General features: G+C 53.5%; 17 protein-coding genes, 3 tRNA genes and 1 riboswitch. Of the genes, 9 read left to right on the plus strand and 11 right to left on the minus strand.

What is annotated here, in order from left to right; all coding sequences use genetic code 11:
• Nucleotides 1-103 precede the first annotated feature (103 nt).
• From AUQ42_RS11090 to AUQ42_RS11100, 3 genes are all read right to left on the minus strand, one after another.
• Entirely contained in the window at nt 104-1,456 is a 1,353-nt protein-coding gene (locus AUQ42_RS11090; RefSeq protein ID WP_068519140.1) for a TolC family outer membrane protein, read from the minus strand.
• Nucleotides 1,457-1,599: 143 nt separating this feature from the next.
• Nucleotides 1,600-1,923, minus strand: coding sequence for a rhodanese-like domain-containing protein (locus AUQ42_RS11095; protein WP_068519141.1), 324 nt, complete (start codon nt 1,921-1,923; stop codon nt 1,600-1,602).
• A 77-nt stretch (nt 1,924-2,000) separates the two neighbouring features.
• Nucleotides 2,001-2,654 carry a protein-L-isoaspartate O-methyltransferase gene (locus tag AUQ42_RS11100; protein WP_068519142.1) on the minus strand — a complete coding sequence of 218 codons (654 nt, stop codon included), beginning with the start codon at nt 2,652-2,654 and terminating at the stop codon, nt 2,001-2,003.
• 515 nt (nt 2,655-3,169) lie between these two features.
• Here AUQ42_RS11100 and AUQ42_RS11105 point away from each other — a divergent pair.
• The 6 genes from AUQ42_RS11105 to AUQ42_RS11135 all read left to right on the plus strand — a co-directional run bounded on the left by AUQ42_RS11105 (nt 3,170) and on the right by AUQ42_RS11135 (nt 9,690).
• Nucleotides 3,170-5,605, plus strand: a complete 2,436-nt coding sequence (locus AUQ42_RS11105; RefSeq protein WP_068519143.1) for a methyl-accepting chemotaxis protein — start codon at nt 3,170-3,172, stop codon at nt 5,603-5,605.
• Between the two features lie 169 nt (nt 5,606-5,774).
• Nucleotides 5,775-5,848, plus strand: a tRNA-Cys gene (locus AUQ42_RS11110).
• Between the two features lie 4 nt (nt 5,849-5,852).
• Nucleotides 5,853-5,928, plus strand: a tRNA-Asn gene (locus AUQ42_RS11115).
• 363 nt (nt 5,929-6,291) lie between these two features.
• Nucleotides 6,292-6,367 (plus strand) — tRNA-Asn (locus tag AUQ42_RS11120).
• 71 nt (nt 6,368-6,438) lie between these two features.
• On the plus strand, nt 6,439-6,756 hold the full coding sequence (locus AUQ42_RS11125; protein ID WP_068519144.1) for a hypothetical protein: 318 nt from the start codon (nt 6,439-6,441) through the stop codon (nt 6,754-6,756).
• A gap of 243 nt (nt 6,757-6,999) precedes the next feature.
• Nucleotides 7,000-9,690 carry a bifunctional acetate--CoA ligase family protein/GNAT family N-acetyltransferase gene (locus AUQ42_RS11135; protein WP_068519146.1) on the plus strand — a complete coding sequence of 897 codons (2,691 nt, stop codon included), beginning with the start codon at nt 7,000-7,002 and terminating at the stop codon, nt 9,688-9,690.
• Nucleotides 9,691-9,756: 66 nt separating this feature from the next.
• Here AUQ42_RS11135 and AUQ42_RS11140 read toward each other — a convergent pair whose 3' ends face one another.
• Together AUQ42_RS11140 and AUQ42_RS11145 are read right to left on the minus strand one after the other, a co-directional pair.
• On the minus strand, nt 9,757-10,194 hold the full coding sequence (locus tag AUQ42_RS11140; protein WP_068519147.1) for a MerR family DNA-binding transcriptional regulator: 438 nt from the start codon (nt 10,192-10,194) through the stop codon (nt 9,757-9,759).
• Between the two features lie 122 nt (nt 10,195-10,316).
• Complete coding sequence (locus tag AUQ42_RS11145; protein ID WP_068519148.1) at nt 10,317-11,807, minus strand: hypothetical protein; 1,491 nt, start codon at nt 11,805-11,807, stop codon at nt 10,317-10,319.
• Between the two features lie 261 nt (nt 11,808-12,068).
• Here AUQ42_RS11145 and AUQ42_RS11150 point away from each other — a divergent pair, with 261 nt between their 5' ends.
• Together AUQ42_RS11150 and AUQ42_RS11155 are read left to right on the plus strand one after the other, a co-directional pair.
• Entirely contained in the window at nt 12,069-12,854 is a 786-nt protein-coding gene (locus AUQ42_RS11150) for a DUF4198 domain-containing protein (protein ID WP_068519218.1), read from the plus strand.
• A gap of 89 nt (nt 12,855-12,943) precedes the next feature.
• Nucleotides 12,944-13,594 (plus strand): hypothetical protein, encoded by a 651-nt coding sequence (locus AUQ42_RS11155; RefSeq protein ID WP_068519149.1) that lies wholly within the window; start codon nt 12,944-12,946, stop codon nt 13,592-13,594.
• A 9-nt stretch (nt 13,595-13,603) separates the two neighbouring features.
• Here AUQ42_RS11155 and AUQ42_RS11160 read toward each other — a convergent pair whose 3' ends face one another.
• Genes AUQ42_RS11160 through AUQ42_RS11185 form a run of 6 tightly spaced genes read right to left on the minus strand, consistent with a single transcriptional unit; the run spans nt 13,604 to nt 18,729 of the window.
• Entirely contained in the window at nt 13,604-15,067 is a 1,464-nt protein-coding gene (locus AUQ42_RS11160; protein WP_068519150.1) for an MFS transporter, read from the minus strand.
• A gap of 47 nt (nt 15,068-15,114) precedes the next feature.
• Entirely contained in the window at nt 15,115-15,852 is a 738-nt protein-coding gene (locus AUQ42_RS11165) for an energy-coupling factor ABC transporter ATP-binding protein (protein WP_068519151.1), read from the minus strand.
• Nucleotides 15,836-16,633: a cobalt ECF transporter T component CbiQ gene (gene cbiQ / locus AUQ42_RS11170; protein ID WP_082817824.1), complete on the minus strand. Its 798-nt coding sequence runs from the start codon at nt 16,631-16,633 to the stop codon at nt 15,836-15,838. The genes AUQ42_RS11165 and cbiQ overlap by 17 nt, the downstream gene beginning before the upstream one ends.
• Complete coding sequence (locus AUQ42_RS11175; protein ID WP_068519152.1) at nt 16,630-17,247, minus strand: cobalt ABC transporter permease; 618 nt, start codon at nt 17,245-17,247, stop codon at nt 16,630-16,632. Before AUQ42_RS11175 ends, cbiQ begins: the two co-directional genes overlap by 4 nt.
• A complete protein-coding gene (cbiM, locus tag AUQ42_RS11180; protein ID WP_068519153.1) occupies nt 17,240-17,914 on the minus strand; it encodes a cobalt transporter CbiM in 675 nt (224 codons plus the stop codon). Before cbiM ends, AUQ42_RS11175 begins: the two co-directional genes overlap by 8 nt.
• A gap of 17 nt (nt 17,915-17,931) precedes the next feature.
• Nucleotides 17,932-18,729, minus strand: coding sequence for a DUF4198 domain-containing protein (locus AUQ42_RS11185; RefSeq protein ID WP_068519154.1), 798 nt, complete (start codon nt 18,727-18,729; stop codon nt 17,932-17,934).
• Between the two features lie 171 nt (nt 18,730-18,900).
• Nucleotides 18,901-19,094, minus strand: a riboswitch (cobalamin riboswitch).
• Nucleotides 19,095-19,242: 148 nt separating this feature from the next.
• Here AUQ42_RS11185 and AUQ42_RS11190 point away from each other — a divergent pair.
• The gene (locus tag AUQ42_RS11190; protein ID WP_231856743.1) at nt 19,243-19,788 is read left to right on the plus strand and encodes a DUF924 family protein; all 546 of its coding nucleotides are present in this window, start codon (nt 19,243-19,245) and stop codon (nt 19,786-19,788) included.
• The last annotated feature ends 30 nt before the right edge of the window (nt 19,789-19,818 follow it).

The following is a 19,818-nucleotide window of genomic DNA, read 5'->3' on the forward strand; positions in this document are numbered from 1 at the left end:
GTCACTCATAATTAAAATTCCGCACTAGTGTCATTTAACCAGACCGATCCGAAAGCGCGCTCAGGACAGGATGATGACCACCCTGCCCTGAACATTCAAAAGGTCAGTCTGTTCCCCACCACTGGTCCTTGACTTTATTGTAGTTGGACTCAGTGTCGTAAACTTCGACCGGCAGGCCGAGGACCTGCGCATTAAGCGCGCCCATCGCGGCCTTGACCTGGAATTCGGCAACTGCTGCGTCACGGCGCGATCCGACAAGATCGACACGTGCCTGCAACAGTTCCTGTTCCTGATCAAGGACATCAAGAACAGTACGCGAACCCACAGATGCTTCGCGCTGAACACCGTCCAGGGCGACTTCCGCCGAAGATACCTGCGCCTGCTGGGACTCAATGCTTGCACGTGCCGTCACAAGGGTTTCCCAGGCACTGGTTGCATTTTCAATCACAGCACGGCGAGCTTCATCAACCTGGATCCGCGCCTGACCTGCGGTCTGCTTGGCAGCACGAACGCCAGAGAAAACAGCGCCCTTCTGATAAAGCGGTACGGATACCGATGCGATGATATCGGCACTATCGGCAGTGAAATCTTCGGTCGACCCTTCATGGGCACGTTCGACACCTGCCGACAGGTTTACTTCCGGATAAAGCGACCCTTCATTCAAACGTATGTCCGACTGGGCTGCTTCTTCGGTATAAAGTGCCTGCAATACGTCCGGATGCTGACCCTGCGCGATCGAAAGAACATCGGTCACACTGGTCGGAAGACCTGCAAGCGGGTTCGGAATTTCGAGATCGGTCGGCGGATTGCCAACCAGTCGCTCATACTGTGCACGCGTATTGGCAAGTGCACCCTGGGCTGAAATCAGATCGGCCTTCGCACCGGCAAGGCGCGCCTCGGCCTGCGAGACGTCCGTACGGGTTACTTCACCAACAGCAAAACGGTCGCGGGTTGCTTCGAGCTGACGCTCAAGCACGCGAACGTTGTTCTGGTTCAGTTCGACAACGGCCGTGTCACGCAGAACATTGAAATAGGCTGTCGCGACCTGCAACATCACATCCTGTTCGGTTGAACGAAGTGCCGCACGCGCTGCCTTGATACGGGCTTCTGCACGTTCGGTCTGGGCCGTCGTACGACCACCACGATACAGCGGCTGGGTAACGTTCAGACCAACAGTATAGGGTGTCAGACTGTTTTCCGTTTCCGATCCGTTGACTTCGGTATTGTATTCACGGAAACCGGCATCACCAGAAAGCGTAACACTCGGACGCCAGTTTGACAGCGCTGCCGAAATCTCTTCGTCGGTCGAACGCAAAGACGCACGACCCGCTTCGAGTGTCGGGTTGCTCTGATATGCCTTGATGAGAGCGTCCTCAAGACTTTCTGCAGATGCGCCACCAGCGACCAATCCGCCGGTCGCCAGAATACTGCAGGTCAGCAAGAACCGTTTTATCATTTATCTACCCTTGTAAAATCCTACACCAAGTCCCGACCCCGGCGCAGTTTCACGTATGGTAACGACGGAAACAAAATTTTCCAAGAAAAGAGGCATTTGGAACCCAAAAAAGTATTCGCCCCGTTTTCCGGTCGTTACGGCAATCAATCGTAGCGTGTCATATCCGGCGCAATTTCAAGCGCCCAGACATCTATACCGCCAGTAACATTAAAAACATCTTTAAATCCATATTCTTCAAGGAAAATTCCCGCATGGCGACTGCGCACCCCGTGGTGGCAGATGATCGCAATTGGTTTATCATCAGGCAATTCCGCCCGTCTCCCCGGCAATTCCGACAAGGGAATATGCAAGGAGTCCCCGATCATACAGATTTCGACTTCCCAGTCTTCACGCACATCCAGAAGTATAATCGGCTTCTTCTGATCGAGCTGTTCCGCCAAATCGCGGCATGAAAGTTCCTGAACCATGAAACCCTGATCAGTTGGATATGTTCTATGTGCGTAAAATAAAGAAATGCCCGGCATGAACCGGGCAATTTCAAGAATCAGAATACAAAGCTTTCCGCCGGTTCAAAGCCCGGAAGATACGGAATGTTTGCATCGAACAGATCACGATGACCGATAACGCCGTTTTCACGCTCATACAGACGTGCGACACCGACCTTGCCTGCTTCGCGGACAACCGCCAGAAGACGACCACCTTCGGCAACCTGATCAAGAATGCCTGCCGGCACTTCGCTAACAGCACCATCGAAAATGATCACGTTGTATGGCGCCTGCTTGGCGTAGCCTGCGGCAAGATCACCTTCGACGACGATTACGTTGTCATAGTTGACCTTCTGGAACGCGGCTTCGGCTGCTGCGGACATTTCCTTGTTGCTTTCAACGGCAACCACGGTTTCTGCGACGCGCGAAATCAGTGCGCTGCCATATCCGAAACCTGCCCCGATCACGAGGGCCACATCCGTTTCAGCGATTTGTGCGCTCTGCATCAAACGGGCGATGACCATCGGCTCCATGGCAAAGCGACCATCGCCAACCGGGATATCTTCATCAACATATGCAATGCCGCGTTTGCCTTCAGGCAGGAACAGTTCGCGCGGAACTTCCTCCATCGCAGCGATGACCAGCGGATCGGTAACCTTGTTGGTCCGAACCTGATTTTCCACCATGTTATGGCGCGCGATTTGGTAATCCATGATTATCTGACCTGAAAATTCTCGCGAGAAAGAAACCGCAACAATCCTTTTTGTCCCCAAAGACGGTTGCGGTAATTGCCCTGTTTATAGTCAGCACATAAGCACCTGACAACATCGGATCAATGTGTGACTTGGATTTTAACGCATTGACCGCGCTAAATGATTGACCATTTCCACCCGTCATCCACCCGAAGTTCGGTCAAATGCAAAAATCCAGCGTTATTTTAAGCCGGCATTTTGCCAGTTCAAAACCTTGCAAAAGTGCAAGCGTCACCTTGTTATTTGATGCATCTCAAACATTTACACGGCATTTTTACAGTACCAATTACGCGAAAATATGCGCAACCGTTACTTGAAAAGCAAAGATCGCACGTAAACATATGCCAAAGTGGGACAAGGATAACCTCAAAGCGCCACTTCGCCGATGAGCTGCCCCTGCCCTCTGATCAAGTGCAACCCGATTTCCAGTCGGACACGACCCAACTGAACTTACTTGTGACATCCAGGGGAATACAATGCGTGACAATGGACCGGTAACCAACCGCGAAGTTCAGATGAAGGACAAGGATATCCTTGTCTCAAAAACCGATTCCAGCGGGAAAATTACCTTTACCAACAAGTCCTTCGTCGAGATCAGCGGCTTTACCGAGGAAGAACTGCTTGGCTCTCCCCATAATATTGTCCGTCATAGCGACATGCCCAAAGAGGCTTTTGCAAATCTGTGGCAGACGATCAAGGCCGGCTTGCCATGGCAGGGACTTGTCAAAAACCGGGCAAAGAACGGCGACCATTACTGGGTACGTGCCAATGTCACACCAACGGTCGAAAACGGCAAAATCGCCGGTTTTATCTCCATCCGGACAAAGCCGACGGATGAAGAAAAGAAAACAGCCGAGCGCGTCTATACCAATATGCGGGCCGGAAAGGCCAAGGATGTCTCGCTTGAATATGGCGAAATCACCCACAAGGCAAAAACACCGAGCTTTATGTCAAGCATCCGGGGCAGCCTGACTGCGGCATTCGCGACAATGATCCTGCTGATGATGTTGCTTAGCGGGTATGGATTGTACGCCGAATATCAGACCGAAAAGAATCTGGAAAACCTGTATGAAAACCGGGTCAAACCGTTGCGTTTGCTCAAACAGATTTCATCAGACTATTCCATGTCGGTGATTGATGCCTCTCATAAGGTCCGCGCTGGCAGCATGGACTGGCAGCAAGCCATTGAAAGCATCGACACAGCCAAAGCGCGAATCAACGAAAACCTTGAGACCTATGTAAAGCGTGAGCTGGGCCCGCGTGAAGCCCCGGTTGTGCAAGAAATCCAGAAACTTCTCCCCGCTGCCAACGGAGTGATGGATCGCCTGCGTCAGGCCATGGTAGCCAAAGACATGGCCGCACTTGATGCACTGGTCACCGACGAGCTTTATCAAAATCTTGATCCGGTGATGCAACAGGTCATCACCCTGACGGTTGTTCAGAACGAAGTCGCAAGTCAACGTATTGCCAGTGCCGAAGGCGCCTTCCTGAAGGCCGTGATCTTCGAGATTGCCATTTTCATTGCCGCGGTCGCCTTGACCATTGCCTATGGCGTCTGGATGACGCGTCGCCTGACGCAACCGCTTAAACAGATGGAAACCCATTTCAACGCGATTGAAGCCAACGACACCAGCTATGTCATCAACATGCCAAAGGTGACGGACTTCAAACCGGCGATTCAGCAGCTTCGTGGCCTTCATGCAAGGCTCTGCTATGCGAAACTCGAACGTGAAGAAAACGAAGCAAAGGCGAATTCCCAACGTGTTGGCGCCCTGCGCGGATTGGCGGAAACGGTCGAACAGGAACTTCAGAAAGTCGTTCAGTCCATCATTGACCAGACGCATCGCCTGAATTCGGCCGCCGGCGAGATGGCCGGATCCTCCGAACGCGTTTCCGAAAACTCGGAAAGTGTGGCCGCAGCCGCACACGAAGCCCTGGCCAACGCGGAAACCGTGTCGGGTGCATCCGAGGAACTGGCCGCATCAATCCGCGAAATCACCCGTCAGATCGAAGAAGCCACCACACTGACCGCCGAAGCCAACCAGGCAGGTGAAAGTGCTGAACACACGGTTAATTCGCTTCAGGACAGTGTCAGCAAGATTGGCGAGGTCGCCGAGCTTATCAGTGACATCGCAGCCCAAACCAACCTGCTGGCTTTGAACGCGACGATCGAAGCCGCACGTGCCGGTGACGCAGGCAAAGGCTTTGCCGTGGTTGCACAGGAAGTCAAAAACCTTGCAAACCAGACGTCCAAATCGACCGAGGAAATTTCGCGCCAGCTTGGCGAAATCCAGAATGTCACCAGCTCTGTTGTCTCGACAGTTCAGCAAATGACAGCAAGCATCCGCCGCGTTGACGAAGTTGCCTCCAACGTTGCCGTCAACGTACGCCAGCAGGATGACGCAACCCAGGAAATTGCCCGAAACGTCGTTCAGACTGCCGAGGCCTCAAACGAGGTGACCGAAAAAATCGGCCATGTCGCATCCGAGGCACAAGACAACCTCGAACGTGCAGCACAGATGAACAAAATCGCCGAGGAAGTCGACGAAAGCATCGCCGAACTCCGCGCCAGCCTTGTTCGAATCGTTCGTACAGCCACCCCGGAAGTCAACCGTCGCAAAGATCCGCGATATGATGTCCAGCTGGCTGTCACGGTCAAAATCGGCGGCAAATCGGTCCGCGGCCAGACCATCGACCTTTCAGTCGGCGGGGTAAAAGTATCGCTCGCAGAACCGATCCCGGAAGGTGCAAGCGGTGAAATCATGATCGAAGGCCCGAACGCGACCTTGCCGTTCAAGGTCGAACACGTCCTTGATACGATTGCCAACCTTGATTTTGCTCCCAGCAAGATCCGCGAAGAAAAAATCGCCCCGTGGATTGAACGCAAATTTGGCAAGAAGACCGCCGAATAACGTGCCCTTTCAAGGTATGTCGCCTACGAATATCGAACCGCCCGGGATCATTTCTCGGGCGGTTCGTCTACTTTCAGGCGGATAATCAAGCCGCTGTTTAAAAAATGTAAAATTGGGTGCTTGACGGGTCGTATTCTATGAGGCTATACACCGCTCCAGCCAACGCGAAGGCGCGATGGCGGAGTGGTTACGCAGAGGACTGCAAATCCTTGCACGCCGGTTCGATTCCGGCTCGCGCCTCCACTGATCCGGCATAGCTCAGTTGGTAGAGCAAATGACTGTTAATCATTGGGTCGCAGGTTCGAGTCCTGCTGCCGGAGCCATAAACCCCTGGAACTCTGTTCCGGGGGTTTTTGCTTTGTACCCTTCCCGATCTTCCTGCACCACGCCACCTGCCCAATTACGATCTTCGATCACCCAGCGCCCTTTGACTATCCATGGATGGTGGACGCGGTTTCCTGCTCGGTATTGATGTGAAATTTCACATATTCAGTAACCGCGTTTTGTGACGGCGCACCAACCTTTTTGCGATTAACTTCGCATGGTGGTTAACCCACAGTCGCACAACGGCATCCCAATGCCAAAAAGACGAAATTTTGGTCTTTTTTTCGTAAAAAAGGTCTTGCGGCGTTCGGGCCGTTTGATTATACACCCTCCACGCGCTTCGGACGGAGCGCAACGCCTGATCCGGCATAGCTCAGTTGGTAGAGCAAATGACTGTTAATCATTGGGTCGCAGGTTCGAGTCCTGCTGCCGGAGCCAATTAAAAAGGGACCGAACATCATGTTCGGTCCCTTTTGTTTTTGATACGTCGCAGATTGAGGCACCGCATCATGAAAACCGTCAAAATTGAATTGCGCGAAGTAAAGCTGGCCACTCTTTCCGGCGAAACACGCGGCTGGCTGATCACCGGTGAAAATGAAGTCATTCACGGCATGGTGCACCCGATTGACGGTGATCTTTTCACCATTTCATCGACCACGGACCCCCGCATTCAGGCATTTGGCTGGTGCCCGATGTTCGATAGTCTCGCCCATGTCCAGAATGATCTGGAAATTGCGCTGGCAATGACATCGGCTGGCGAAGTCGAACAATGGATCGAAGATTCGGAACGCTATGATGATGACGATCACCACGGTCATCTTCACTAATATCCCGGCCCACGCGGTGTCGATTTGCCGTATTTGAACCGATGCTGGAAAAGCGCGCCACCCTTGCCATAAAAACTTCGTGGCCTCAGTGCTTTATTGATGCACAGCAAATCAATATAATCAGTGCTGACTTAACATCGCGCAACTTCATGCGTGGCTATTCACTGCCCTGCCCGCACGGCAATGTGCGGACCGATGACGCTGCCACCATACAAGCCCACATCAAAACGCGGGAATCCGGCGATGAGCACAATTAATCTGGATCATCTGTTCAAACCCAAATCGGTCGCCGTGATTGGTGCATCCAACCGACCCCATTCGGTTGGCCATGTGCTGATGCGAAACCTGCTTGCAGGGGGATTTGACGGGCCGATCATGCCGGTCAATCCGCGCAGCCAGTCGATCGGCGGCGTACTTGCCTATCCTGACGTCAACAGCCTTCCGGTTGTGCCCGAACTGGCCGTGATCTGCGTTCCGCCCAAAGCAGTTGTCCCGGTCATGGAATGCCTTGCGGAAAAAGGCTGCCTGGCGGCCATTGTTCTGACCGCGGGCCTTGGTGCCGAACAGTACGATGACAAACGCACAGTCAAACAGGCGATGCTCGATATCGCCGCCCAACGCAAGATGCGCCTTCTGGGACCGAACTGTCTTGGGTTGATGGTGCCGGGCATCGGATTGAATGCCAGTTTCAGCCACCAGAATATCGGCAGTGGCAAAATTGCCTTTGTCTCGCAATCCGGCGCGTTATGTACGGCGGTTCTCGACTGGGCTGCGGCACGCGGAATCGGGTTCTCGCACTTTATATCGCTTGGCGAATGTGATGATGTCGATTTCGGGGATGTGATCGACTATCTCGGGTCTGATCCCAACACCCGCGCGATCATGCTTTATATCGAATCCATCCATGAACGCCGAAGCTTTATCTCGGCTGCCCGCGCAGCATCGCGTAACAAGCCGATCCTGTGCATCAAGTCCGGCCGCTTTGCCGAAGGTGCGGCTGCTGCGGCATCGCATACCGGTGCGCTGGCCGGGGCCGATGACGTATTTGACGCCGCTATCAAACGGGCTGGCGTGCTGCGCGTTTATACCGTCAGTGAAATGTTCTCAGCGGCGGAAACCCTGTCGCGCATGCGTCCGTTCCGTGGTGACAAGCTTGGCATCGTCACCAATGGCGGCGGTATCGGCGTTCTTGCCGTTGATGCCCTGATCGAACGACAGGGCCATCTGGCCCAGCTTGACGACAGCACAATCGCCGAACTCGACAAGGTCCTGCCCCCGACATGGTCACGCGCCAACCCGGTGGACATTATCGGTGATGCCCCCGGTGAACGTTATGCCAAGGCCATCGAAACAGTTCTGACCGACAGCAATATCGACAGTTTGCTTGTCATGCACGCACCAACCGCCATTACCGATCCGGTCGAAGTCGCGCGCGGCGTGATTGACAAGATCAAGGACAGCAAAAAGAACATCCTGACCAACTGGGTCGGCGAAGCCACCGTCGCAGAAGCCCGGAACATGTTCTATGCGGCGGGCATTCCAACCTATCGCACGCCGGAAAATGCGGTCGCTGCTTTTCAGCATATGGTCAATTATCGCAAATTGCAGGACCTGCTGATGGAAACACCGCCATCCGTTCCGCGCGATTACACGCCCCAAACCGACAAGGCCCGCAGCATCATTCATAGCGCCATTCACGCCGGGCGTGACATGCTGACCGAACCGGAAGCAAAAGCCGTTCTGGAATGCTATGGGATCAATACGGTCAAAACGATTGCGGCAAGTGATGTCGAAGAAGCCGTTCGTACCGCCGACGATATCGGTTATCCGATCGCTCTTAAGATTCTGTCTGATGATATCAGCCACAAGTCAGACGTTGGCGGCGTTGTCCTTAATCTTGACAGCAGTGACGAGGTTCGTGCCGCTGCGACCAAGATGCAGCGCACCATCGCCCAAAAGTTCCCAAAGGCGCGACTACGCGGCTTTACCATTCAGGAAATGGTCACCCGTGCCGGTGCACGTGAACTGATTGTCGGCATGACCACCGATCCGATTTTCGGTCCAGTCATCCTGTTTGGTCATGGCGGTGTCGAGGTCGAAGTGGTCCGTGACCGTGCCATGGCCCTGCCCCCGCTGAACATGAAGCTCGCCCGCGAACTGGTCGAAGGCACCCGCATCTACAAGCTTCTAAAAGGTTATCGGGACGTCCCGCCGGTCAATCTGGAAGACCTTTACATGACGCTGGTGCGGCTGTCGCAGCTGGTGGTGCATCTTGGCGAAGTGGTTGAGCTTGATATGAACCCGCTTCTTGCCGATCAGCACGGTGTCATTGCCCTTGATGCCCGTATCAAGGTAACCCCGAAAGTCGTCAGCGACGACAAACGCCTTGCCATTCATCCTTATCCAAGGCACCTGAAACAGGAACTGGTGATGGATGATGGCACGACCTATCTTCTGCGCCCGATCAAGCCCGAAGACGAGCCGGCCCATTACGAGTTCATGTCGCGCCTGACCCCGGAAGATATCCATTTCCGGTTCTTTGGCTCTGTGCGCGAACTTCCCCATTCCGAAATGGCCCGTCAGACCCAGCTTGATTACGACCGGGACATGGCCTTCCTTGCCGTGGTGCCTAACGGGCCTGAACAGGGGCAAATACATGGCATCGTTCAGGTCGTGATCGACCCGAATAATGAACATGCCGAATATGCCATCATGGTCCGCTCCGATATCAAGGGTCGCGGACTGGGACGGGTTCTGATGGAACAAATGATCGCCTATTGCCGACGCAAAGGAACCGAAACCTTTATCGGCCAGGTTCTGCCAAGCAACCGGCGCATGCTGACACTTTGTGAAAAGCTTGGGTTTAGCCGCAAATACATCCCTGATGAGGATGTATTTGAAGTCACCCTGCCGCTTCAGCGTGATGCGGAATGATGATCTGACCACAAACAAAAAAGCCTGGCATCTATAGCCGGGCTTTTTCATCTGTCACTGGATTTGTCAGGCGCCCTCGGCAACCAGTTTGGCCTTGATGTCTGCGACCGCCTTTTCCGGATCAATACCCTTTTCACGCAGGCTTTCGACAGCCTCGCCTTCGATTTTGCGAAGCTCTGCAAGCGTGGTCTGAACATCTTCAAGCTGCTGTTCGAGTTCCGCAATCCTGCGCCGCCCGACAAGCATCAAATGTGCAAGTTGCTCGGTCCGGGTGCGGTCCGCATCATAGAGATCAATATATTCCTTGATATCTTCCAGCGAGAATCCAAGACGTTTGCCGCGAAGGACAAGCATCAGCCGCGCCCGGTCACGATAATTATAGACACGCGTCGCCCCGGCCCGTTGCGGTGCGAGCAGGTTCTTGGTTTCGTAAAACCTGATGGCGCGTGGTGTAATGTCGAACTCTTCGGCCAGTTCAGTAATGCTGTAAAGCTTGTCGTTCATGGTTTTTCTTGTTTGTTGACTGCAACATGCCAACATCGCAACATTCCGACATTCCAGTCAACATATTTACGCATACGTAAACTCGAAACATGCAATTCCAATGATAACGATGACGTCGTGCGTTATCCCGGGATCGGCAAGGATCGAACATATTCAAGATCCACCGGCACATATTCCGGCCCGAATATCACACGCCCGTTTGTAATCGCTCCGGGCCAATACGCGCGCGGACTATGCCACGTAGTCCCATCCGGCAACGGGATTTCCAACCCGCAGGAATATGGAACCCGATGACATTCGGCCAAATCGAATTGCCCCGCCAAGCTGTTTTCAAATAACGGGCCTTCGGCTGGTCTTGGATCATGAAGCACCCCGTCATAAGGATCGAATACTGCTGGATAGGTCGGATGCTTGGCCAGATCACCTTCGAACCGAACCGGCAATGGTGAACTTGCCGACAATTGAAGATCTTCTTGCTTACCCAGAAAGGACTGATCAAGCGGCATCATCTGATCGGGCAAAGCGGTTGGGTCCGCATGGTCAATTGCGTTGCGCGCATTGATCAAGCCACGTGTGGTGCCCTTTTTGATGTATTTCTGCCGCAGGAAGAAACTGTTGTGCAGACAGGCCGAAACATAGTCGGGCTGCGGTACGCTTCCACCTTTGCCCAGCTTGAAAACTGCACCGCCGTTATATTCGTCCCCCTCGGGTCCCGGGCGGCTGTCAAACCAGCAAATATTGCCAAAGTAATACCAGAAACCACCCCTGACCCCGTCCTGGGAAAACAGCTTGTGGCAATTAAAGAACCGGTTTCGGCCAATCCACCACCCGACGGCGATCGCTTCGGGTTCCACGGGATTATCACGTATATAGCTAAACCGGTTATCGAGAATGCGAACATCGCGATTAAACGTGCCGACTGGCGCACCAACATTGTCCGCCGACACATCCATCCTGATGCCGTTATAACAGTCGCGAATGTCGTTATTTGAAATCTCAACATCGCCTGCAATATCATCCGATCCGAAAAATGCACCGTTAAGATACCGATACGGCACCTTGATCACATTCCCGTCTTCATCTTTGCCGTCATGGATTTCGTCCCAGCGAATGGTGCGCCAGATCGCAACATCCTGAACCCATCGACAGGCCTGGATACGGATACGTTCGGTGCGCGGACCATTGGCATAAAACGCATAGGTCCCATCGGAAATATCAAGTCCGGTAAATGAAAGGTCACAGCTGTTTTCAATATAAACGGCTGACGGCCACGCACGCCGGATCACAATTTCTTCGATGCGGATATGATCAACATTGATCAGTTGGAACACTGCAAACCGCGACGCCCCCGGATTGGTCGCCGAAACGGTCGCATCCGGGCCCCTGTTGCCATCCAGGACCACACCACTATCGCCACGAATAACAATCGGTTGATCAACCGTGCCACTACGCGGCAAACGCAGTGGCTGACTGATATTGTATGTCCCGGCAATCAACCGGATAAGGTGTCCGGGCTGACTTTGACTGATGGCGACCTCAAGCGTTTTGGTTTCGCGCTGCTTTGCATCAATCCAGTGCGTCCCGCCATCGTGCGATACGTAGATAACTTTCATGCGTTTGCCCCTGTTTTTTTGTTGTGTCGCTCAACGATACATCAAAAGCGTATTTGTCCAAGTATCTGTTTTGGATCGATGAATTGACGGGGAACCGGGCTGTTCGTGACGCTGGTTCGGCGCCGCGATCTGCGATGCAGGCCTGATGGCGGTAGATAAAGCGTCATACGTTTTTGCAATTTCGTATGAAATATTTTAAATCAGTGCATCGCCATGCGTCAGATTGACGACGATATTGATTTTCCAACAAAGGACTTTGCAATGTCCCTCGCCTCCCGGTTGCTTTCAAAGGCATCATTGTCACTGCTTCTCACATCAATCGTCGCATCATCTGCATCGGCACATTTCCAAAAGATGGTTCCGTCAACCAATGTGGTCGATCAGGATACCGGCCGCACAGTAAAGCTTGATCTGACATTTACCCATCCGATGACCAATGGTCCGGCAATGGAAATGGCACCGCCAGTTCAGTTTGGCATGCAATACAATGACCAAAAGATCGATTTGCGCCAAAGTCTTGAAGCCAAGACAGTGGATGGAAAATCGGCCTTCGACGTCGAGGTCACCTTGAAGGCACCGGGTGGATATGCCTTTTATCTTGAACCGGTGCCGTATTTTGAACCGGCCGAAGGCAAGTTCATCATCCAGTACACCAAAACCATCGTTGATGCCTATGATTCCGGCGAAGACTGGGACCAAATGGTCGGTTTCCCGGTGGAAATAGAACCCCTTACCCGCCCGTATGGCATCTGGACCGGCAATATCTTTTCCGGGATGGTGCGCCACAATGGCGATCCTGTTCCCTTTGCCGAAGTTGAAGTCGAATATGCCAATGACGGCAGTATCACCCTTCCCAATGCGACTTTTGCCACACAGGTCATCAAGGCTGATGCGAATGGCATCTTCCATTATGCAATGCCCAAGGAAGGTTGGTGGGTGTTTGCAGCCTTGATCGAAGACGGCACAATGACCGCACCTGACAGCGGCACCCAGGTCCCGGTCGAACGCGGCGGTGTGCTGTGGGTCAAAACCGATCAGATGAACTGAACCCAACGGGTTAGTGGTCCGGGCCACTTACCCGTTCGTAAGTTCTGCTATTGAAATTGCATTCATCCTTAATCGATTGGCCTGCCCCCATGACAAGTCGTTTGCGCAGCTTTGGTCTTTTCATTTTGCTTTTCTGTGCTTTTGGCGTTTCTGCCGCACAGGCCCATAACCTTAATGTCTTTGCCATAAGCACCGGCGACACGATTGAAGGATATGTCTATTTCACTGGCGGGACGCGCGCCCGTGATGCTGAAATTGAACTTCATGCCGATGACGGCACGGTTGTGGCGGCGGCCCGCACTGACCAAAAAGGTGCCTTTGCAATCCGCGTCAGCCACCGGACGCCCTACGTGGTTCAGGCCAATACCGGCGATGGTCATGTCGCCACATTCACCCTGACCGAGGACGAGTTTTCCGAAAACCTTCCACCCGCGAAAAATGCATCGGACATCACGGCAAGCTTTGTGACCGATAACACCCCCGATGCCGCGGTCGCCCCGACAAAGACCTCGCCGTCATCATCGGCAACCGCCCCAATCGGGCTAAAGGCCCTGACGCGCGACGAATTGACCACCTTGATCAATCATGCCGTCGCACGACAGATCGGCCCGCTTCGCGAGGAGGTAAACGCCTATCGCAATGATGTTCGTATGTCCGATATCATGGGCGGCATCGGTGTGATTATTGGTATTTTCGGAATCTTGGCGTGGGTCCGCGCCCGTAAACAGACATCTGTCTAACAACCGCAATCAGACCATTTCACCACTTTCCACCGGCCAGCGGGTATGGTGACTGTCAATCACGAAGCGATGTTTGTGGCTGACCGGCGGATGATAATGGCGGTGCCGGTGCTTTGACCGGTCTTCTTCCGCGTGCTGGTGACCGTCATCATGATGCTTTGCATCGTTCGACGACGTCGCGGCTGCTTCGGCGGGATGGACATGTCCATGGTGTTCATCGGCATGATCGTGGGGATGTTCATGCCAGAAACCGGGATGGCTGTGCTGAAGTTCAAGCTGGTCTTGTTTGGGCCAAAGAACGCGCGCCATCACAGCACCGCAAAATGCAAGCCCGCCCGACACCCAGAACGCCACCGAAATATCGGCCAAACTGCCAATCCATCCGATCACCCCATATGCAATCAACCATCCACCATGGGACAGTGCAAAATTGGCGGCAAAGAATGCGGAACGATCCCCCGCACCGGCAGATCGTTGCACCAACCGTCCACCTGGCGTCTGCGCAAATGTGGTTCCGGCCCCGGCGATCACCCACAGCAACGCAAAGGCGGCAACATCGCGAATGCCTGCCCCCATGATCACGGCACCTGCCACCATTGCCAGGGATGCGGCGACAATTCCGGCCATCATCAATCGGCGCTCGCCCACTGTATCAATGATCTTGGGCATGACGAATGCCGCAACCATTGATCCGCCACCGGCACAGGCAAGAAACACCGTGGTCAGGATTTCAGACCCGCCAAGGATCGATCGTGTCAAAACAACCGTATTGACGATGATCATCGCCCCGACACAGGAAACTGCAAAATGAACGGCCAGAAGTCCGCGTAGCCGTGGCGTCTTAAGATATGCCACCACCCCAAACCGCGTATTGGCGTAAATGCCGCCTTCGCGATCCGTTGCGGCGGCGCGCGGCACTGTTGTTGTCACAATCAGAGTGGCCGAAAGTGCAAATGTCAGGCTGTTGACGATAAACAGGCTGTCAAACGACCAGACGAACAACAAGGCGGCTGCAAGTGCCGGACTGATCAGGTTTTCCAGATCATAGGCCAAGCGGGCATAGGAAAGGCCCTTGGTATAGGATTTCTCGTCTTCGAGAATTTCCGGGATAATGGCCTGAAAGACCGGTGTGAATGCGGCGGACGCGGCATTGACCACAAAGACCAGAACAAAAATCTGCCAGATCTGATCGACAAAGGGCAAACACAGAACAATTGCCGCACGCAAAATATCAAGCCCGACAAGCCATGTTCGCCGTGGCAACAAATGCGCCATCCCACCGGCAATCGGGGCGATCACCAGATACGCGACCATCTTCAAAACCAGAATGGATCCCAATACCCGCCCCGCATCCGCCCCGGCCAGATCGAACGCCAGAAGTGACAGGGCAACCGTGGTTAATCCGGTCCCGATCAGGGACGTGATCTGGGCAGCAAAAAGATGTCGAAAGGCCGAAATGGAAAATGGCGACATGTTGGGGCATCCGGGCTGTGTGTCGCCTTATACCCTATCTTAAACCGTCAAAGACTTTCAAATGAATGATCATTGGCCTTGGCATTTTGCCGGGCGCGATCGGATGCGGTACATTTCTTCGGTGCAAGTTCCTTGGCCTGCGACATTTTTCCGGCGCGCAACTCCAGCGTCCGGGTGGCCAGTTTCCGGCGGAAATGCGGGTCATGCGACACCAGAATCATGGCTTGCGGCAGTTCCAGCAAGATCTCCTCAAGCCGGTGAAGATTTTCTTCGTCCAGCGCGTTCGTCGGCTCATCAAGCAAAAGAACATCGGGCTTCATGGCAAGAACCGCCGCCACAGAAACCAGCCGCTTTTCCCCGCCTGAAAGCTCGTGGGTGATGCGTTCGCGCAAATGTCTGAGATGAAGTTGATCAAGAACCTCGTCAACAATCGCCAGGGCCTCTTCACGGCTGGCCCCAAGATTAAGCGGGCCAAAGGCGATATCTTCGACCACGGTCGGACAAAACAGCTGATCATCGGGGTCCTGGACAATAAACCCGACCCGACAACGCAGATCATGGAAATCCTTGTCCGTTACACGCGGCGTTCCAAATGCCCTGATTTCGCCGCCAAACGGTTTGATCAGACCGACCAGAATGCGCAACAACGTGCTTTTGCCAGCCCCATTCGGGCCGGTAATAAACAATCGTTCATTGGCCTCAAGCGACAGGCTGACACGGTCCAGAACATTTTGCCCGGCGCGGTATCCGTATGAAATATCGTTTAGTTCAATAAGCGACGACATAAAAACGATCCAGAATAACAAGTACGGAAACCAGCATCAGAAACCCCACCCCGAAAAGGGCATCACGTTGCCGGAACACAAGATGATCAATCATCGGGAAATGGCCACTAAATCCGCGGCATTTCATGGCCTCAAGAACCCGTTCGGCACGTTCAAGAGACCTGACAAGCAACATCCCGAAAAGATACCCCAGCGACCGATAGGTATGAATGCTGTTGCGCGCCTTGAAGCCACGCAATTTCATGGCCATGCGCAATCGATGATATTCATCGTGAAGAACCGAAATATAGCGCACCGTAAACATCATCAGATGCACCAGGGCTGCTGGGCAACGCAGCCGGTATAATGTATGACCAAGCCCCACCGGCGTTAAGCCGGCAAGCAGGCTAAGCATCATCAAAACAACCGCATTGGCGCGAATGCCGATCAGGACCGCATGTTGCAATCCTTCTTTGCTGGCCTCGGCACCCAGGACGGTAAACATGGCGGTTCCCGGCGTTGTGAATGGCAACATCACCAGCATCACGATGATGAACCCGTCCATTGCTGCCATACGTTTCAGGGTCAGACGCAAAGGCAAATCAGTCATGAACATCGTCGCTATTGCCACAAAAAAGGCAGCAAGCGCGAATTCGATCTGATGCAGGGAAACGGCCATCACCGAAAACAGACAGGCCGCCACCACCCGAACACGCGGATCAAACGATCCGACAAAGGAAGACGGTCGTTGCCCGCCTGCCTGAACGCTTAATGGTTGGTCATGCCCGAAAAGATGGCTCATGATTTGGTTGCTTTGGCTCTCAAACGTCTTGCTGCCAGATAATAGGCAATCCCGAAGAACCCGAATATATAACCAATACCGCCCAGAATCGATTGAAGATCGTTCTTTTCCTTATAGGCGGTAATTTCCCGACGTAATGGCCGCAATTCATCGCGAACGATCGCGGCAATGACTTCTTCCTGTTCCCGGGTAATTGCAGTTTTGGTTGCATTATCCGCGACAACTGCCCCATCAACCGTGATGTTAGCGCTATCATCCGAATAAACTGCGTCAATGCTGCCTGCCCCGGCAATTCCCGTCAGGTCGGCAATATCAAAACTGGCTTCTGCAACATGCCCAGCCCCCAGATCGGCCCGAAAGACAAGGTCAACTTTCCGGCTTGGCGTATAGACAAAGAAACCGTCAGAATCCGTTCTGATTTCATCGATCTTGTTTCCCTGCTGGTCAAAAACTTCAACCAGCGTGTCCGCAGCCATATCGCCATTGGAAAACCCGATCTCCCCTTCGACAGCTGTGCCGCTTGGAAAAACCGATGCAATCACCTTATGGGCCTGGGCGGCCTGCATTCCGAACAGAAGGCCTGCCAGAAACACCCCAGTTGCAAGCTTAGCCATTGTTGGCCTCGTTCACCTGTTCGGCCAGGATCGCGGGGCTTTGTGCGTCATATCGGCTGATCTGGGCATCGGCGATCAGCAAGGCCGGTTTGACCTTCATGATCAGATAAACCGCTGCTGCAGACACCAGACCTTCGACCGCCATGATCGGAATATGGGCAAAGAAAACAAGCTTGGCCGCCGGTACAAACCCTTCCCCGCTCAGACCAAGGGAAATGGCCACGAACAAGGTGGTCAGCGCAATTGAAAGCGCACCGGCACACCCGCCCCAGATTGCCGCAAAGGTTGGATTGCTTCGCGACACCAATCCGCGAAACATGAAACCGGCAATCACCGCAGGAAATGCAATATTGACGGTATTGACCCCCAACACGGTCAAACCGCCAAATCCGAAAAAGATGGCCTGCAACAAAAGCCCGACAAAAAGTGCCGGGAATGCGGTCCAGCCAAGCACAAGCCCGGCCAGACCACTCATGATCAGATGCACGCTCGACGGACCGACCGGCACGTGGATCAGGGAGGCGACGAAGAACGTCGCCGATAACACCCCCGTCGCCGGAATTTTATCGATTGGCAGTTTGCGCAATCCAAGTCCAAGCCCCGCGACTGCAAGCACGCCACCGCCAATCAGCACCTCTGGGGCCAGTGCCCCGTCAACAATATGCATCTATTTTGTCCCCAAGCCTATTGCACATCATAGGCGCGAACCCACAGGACTGCATCCTGTGAAAGCTCTTTTCCCTGAAATTCTTTGTCCGGCCCACTGCCAAGAGCCGCAAAACCCCAAAATCCGGCCTTGGGGATCCCGAACGTGAAATACCCGTTGGCATCGGTAATCGCGACAATCGCCCCACCGGGCATCGGTCCTGCTGTCGGTTCCTTGGGCGCGTTGCGGTCCATATCGGGTTCGGCTGCCATATATTCGATTTCAACCTCGATCCTGGATACCGGTTCACCGTTGCTCAGCACCCGACCGGTAAAGGTCGAACCTGCGACAATGTTGGTCGGCCGGTTTAACGGCAGAATTTCGGTCACAAGTCCCTGTGCCTCCATCCAGTCGGTCGGGATTTCGTTGCGGTTCACATAGGACTTGGTGATCTGCTGAATGAAGATATCTTCGCTTTCTTCGTAATAGGGCTCGGGCACCACCACCATCACGTAATCGCCACTGCGCTTAAGGGTCAAAGTACCGTCATACGCCTTGGCGGTATTCTCCTTCCCTGTGAAGGTCACCTCAGAAAGTGTTGAAGATAAATCAATTTTATCACCGCGATGGATTGCGTAAAACGCCACCGGCTTTTTCATATCCATGACATGTCCGTTTTCGAACGGATGCCAGAATATCAGTTTCACCGGCAGTTCGCCGGGGGCGGTCACATTGACTTCCGGTGTATAGGCCAATTGAAAATGGGCATGCGCACTTTGTGACGCAAACGCGAAACAGGCACTTGCAATCGCAAGCTTGCCAAGAGTTTTAAACATGTAATCGTCTCTTTTCACGAACGATGCGCGTCAGAAAAGTTTCCCGACGCACAGAGTTAGGATCAAGAACGATAGGATGGCTGGAAGCAAGATACCGGTTTCACGACGAGACCGCCTTTTCCCTGCAACCTGACGCTCACCCCGGCGTCCAACAGTTCAGTACCGGACAAGCCGTGTCCGGCAGTCAAAGGCAGGTCTCCTGGCTCGTGGTTTCAAAAGCATTACGCCTTCCCGGTTTGTCACCAGTGGCATAGGTAATGCTCGGACCACTTACAGTTGCGGGGGCAGCCGTGGCATTGTCGTAACGCACCACGTTCCCTTTTAAGCCGATCCAATGGATCAACACCCAAGACGCGTTCATATTCCATGGGCGGCAAACACCTGTCAACTCTTTGCCCGCATCCGAACGGATTATCTTTTCGCGCCATTGCTTGACCTTCGCCCTTCCCCCGGCAAAGATCAGCAGACACATCGCACAATATTGCGATTGGCCTTACATGGGATGGGTTGGAAATGATGGCTCCTGAAACAGTCCTGGACTTCTGGTTCAAGGAACTCGAACAAAAGCAATGGTTTATCAAGGATACTGCACTTGACACCCACATTGCCGAACGATTTTCCGACATTCATGCCGCGGCCCTTGCCGGTGAACTTTTCACATGGCGCAACACCGCATCGGGGCGCCTTGCCGAAATCATCGTTCTGGATCAGTTTTCGCGCAACATGTATCGCGACACGCCGCAATCATTTGCTGCCGATCCGATCGCGCTTGTTCTTGCACAGGAAGCCGTATCCTTGGGCAAGGACAAGGAACTTGGATCACCAGAACAGCGGGCGTTTCTGTATATGCCCTATATGCATTCAGAATCCGAATTGATCCATGAAATTGCCATGACCCTGTTTGATCAGCCCGGGCTTGAACACAATTACGGCTTTGAAATCAAACACAAGAAAATCATCGACCGGTTCGGGCGTTATCCGCATCGCAATGACATTCTTGGCAGGACATCCACGCCAGAAGAAATCGCGTTTCTCAAAGAACCCGGCTCGTCATTCTAGAACGAAAAACGGGACGGCAATCCGTCCCGC

Source organism: Thalassospira sp. MCCC 1A02491 (assembly GCF_001613785.1).
GTDB lineage: Bacteria > Pseudomonadota > Alphaproteobacteria > Rhodospirillales > Thalassospiraceae > Thalassospira > Thalassospira povalilytica.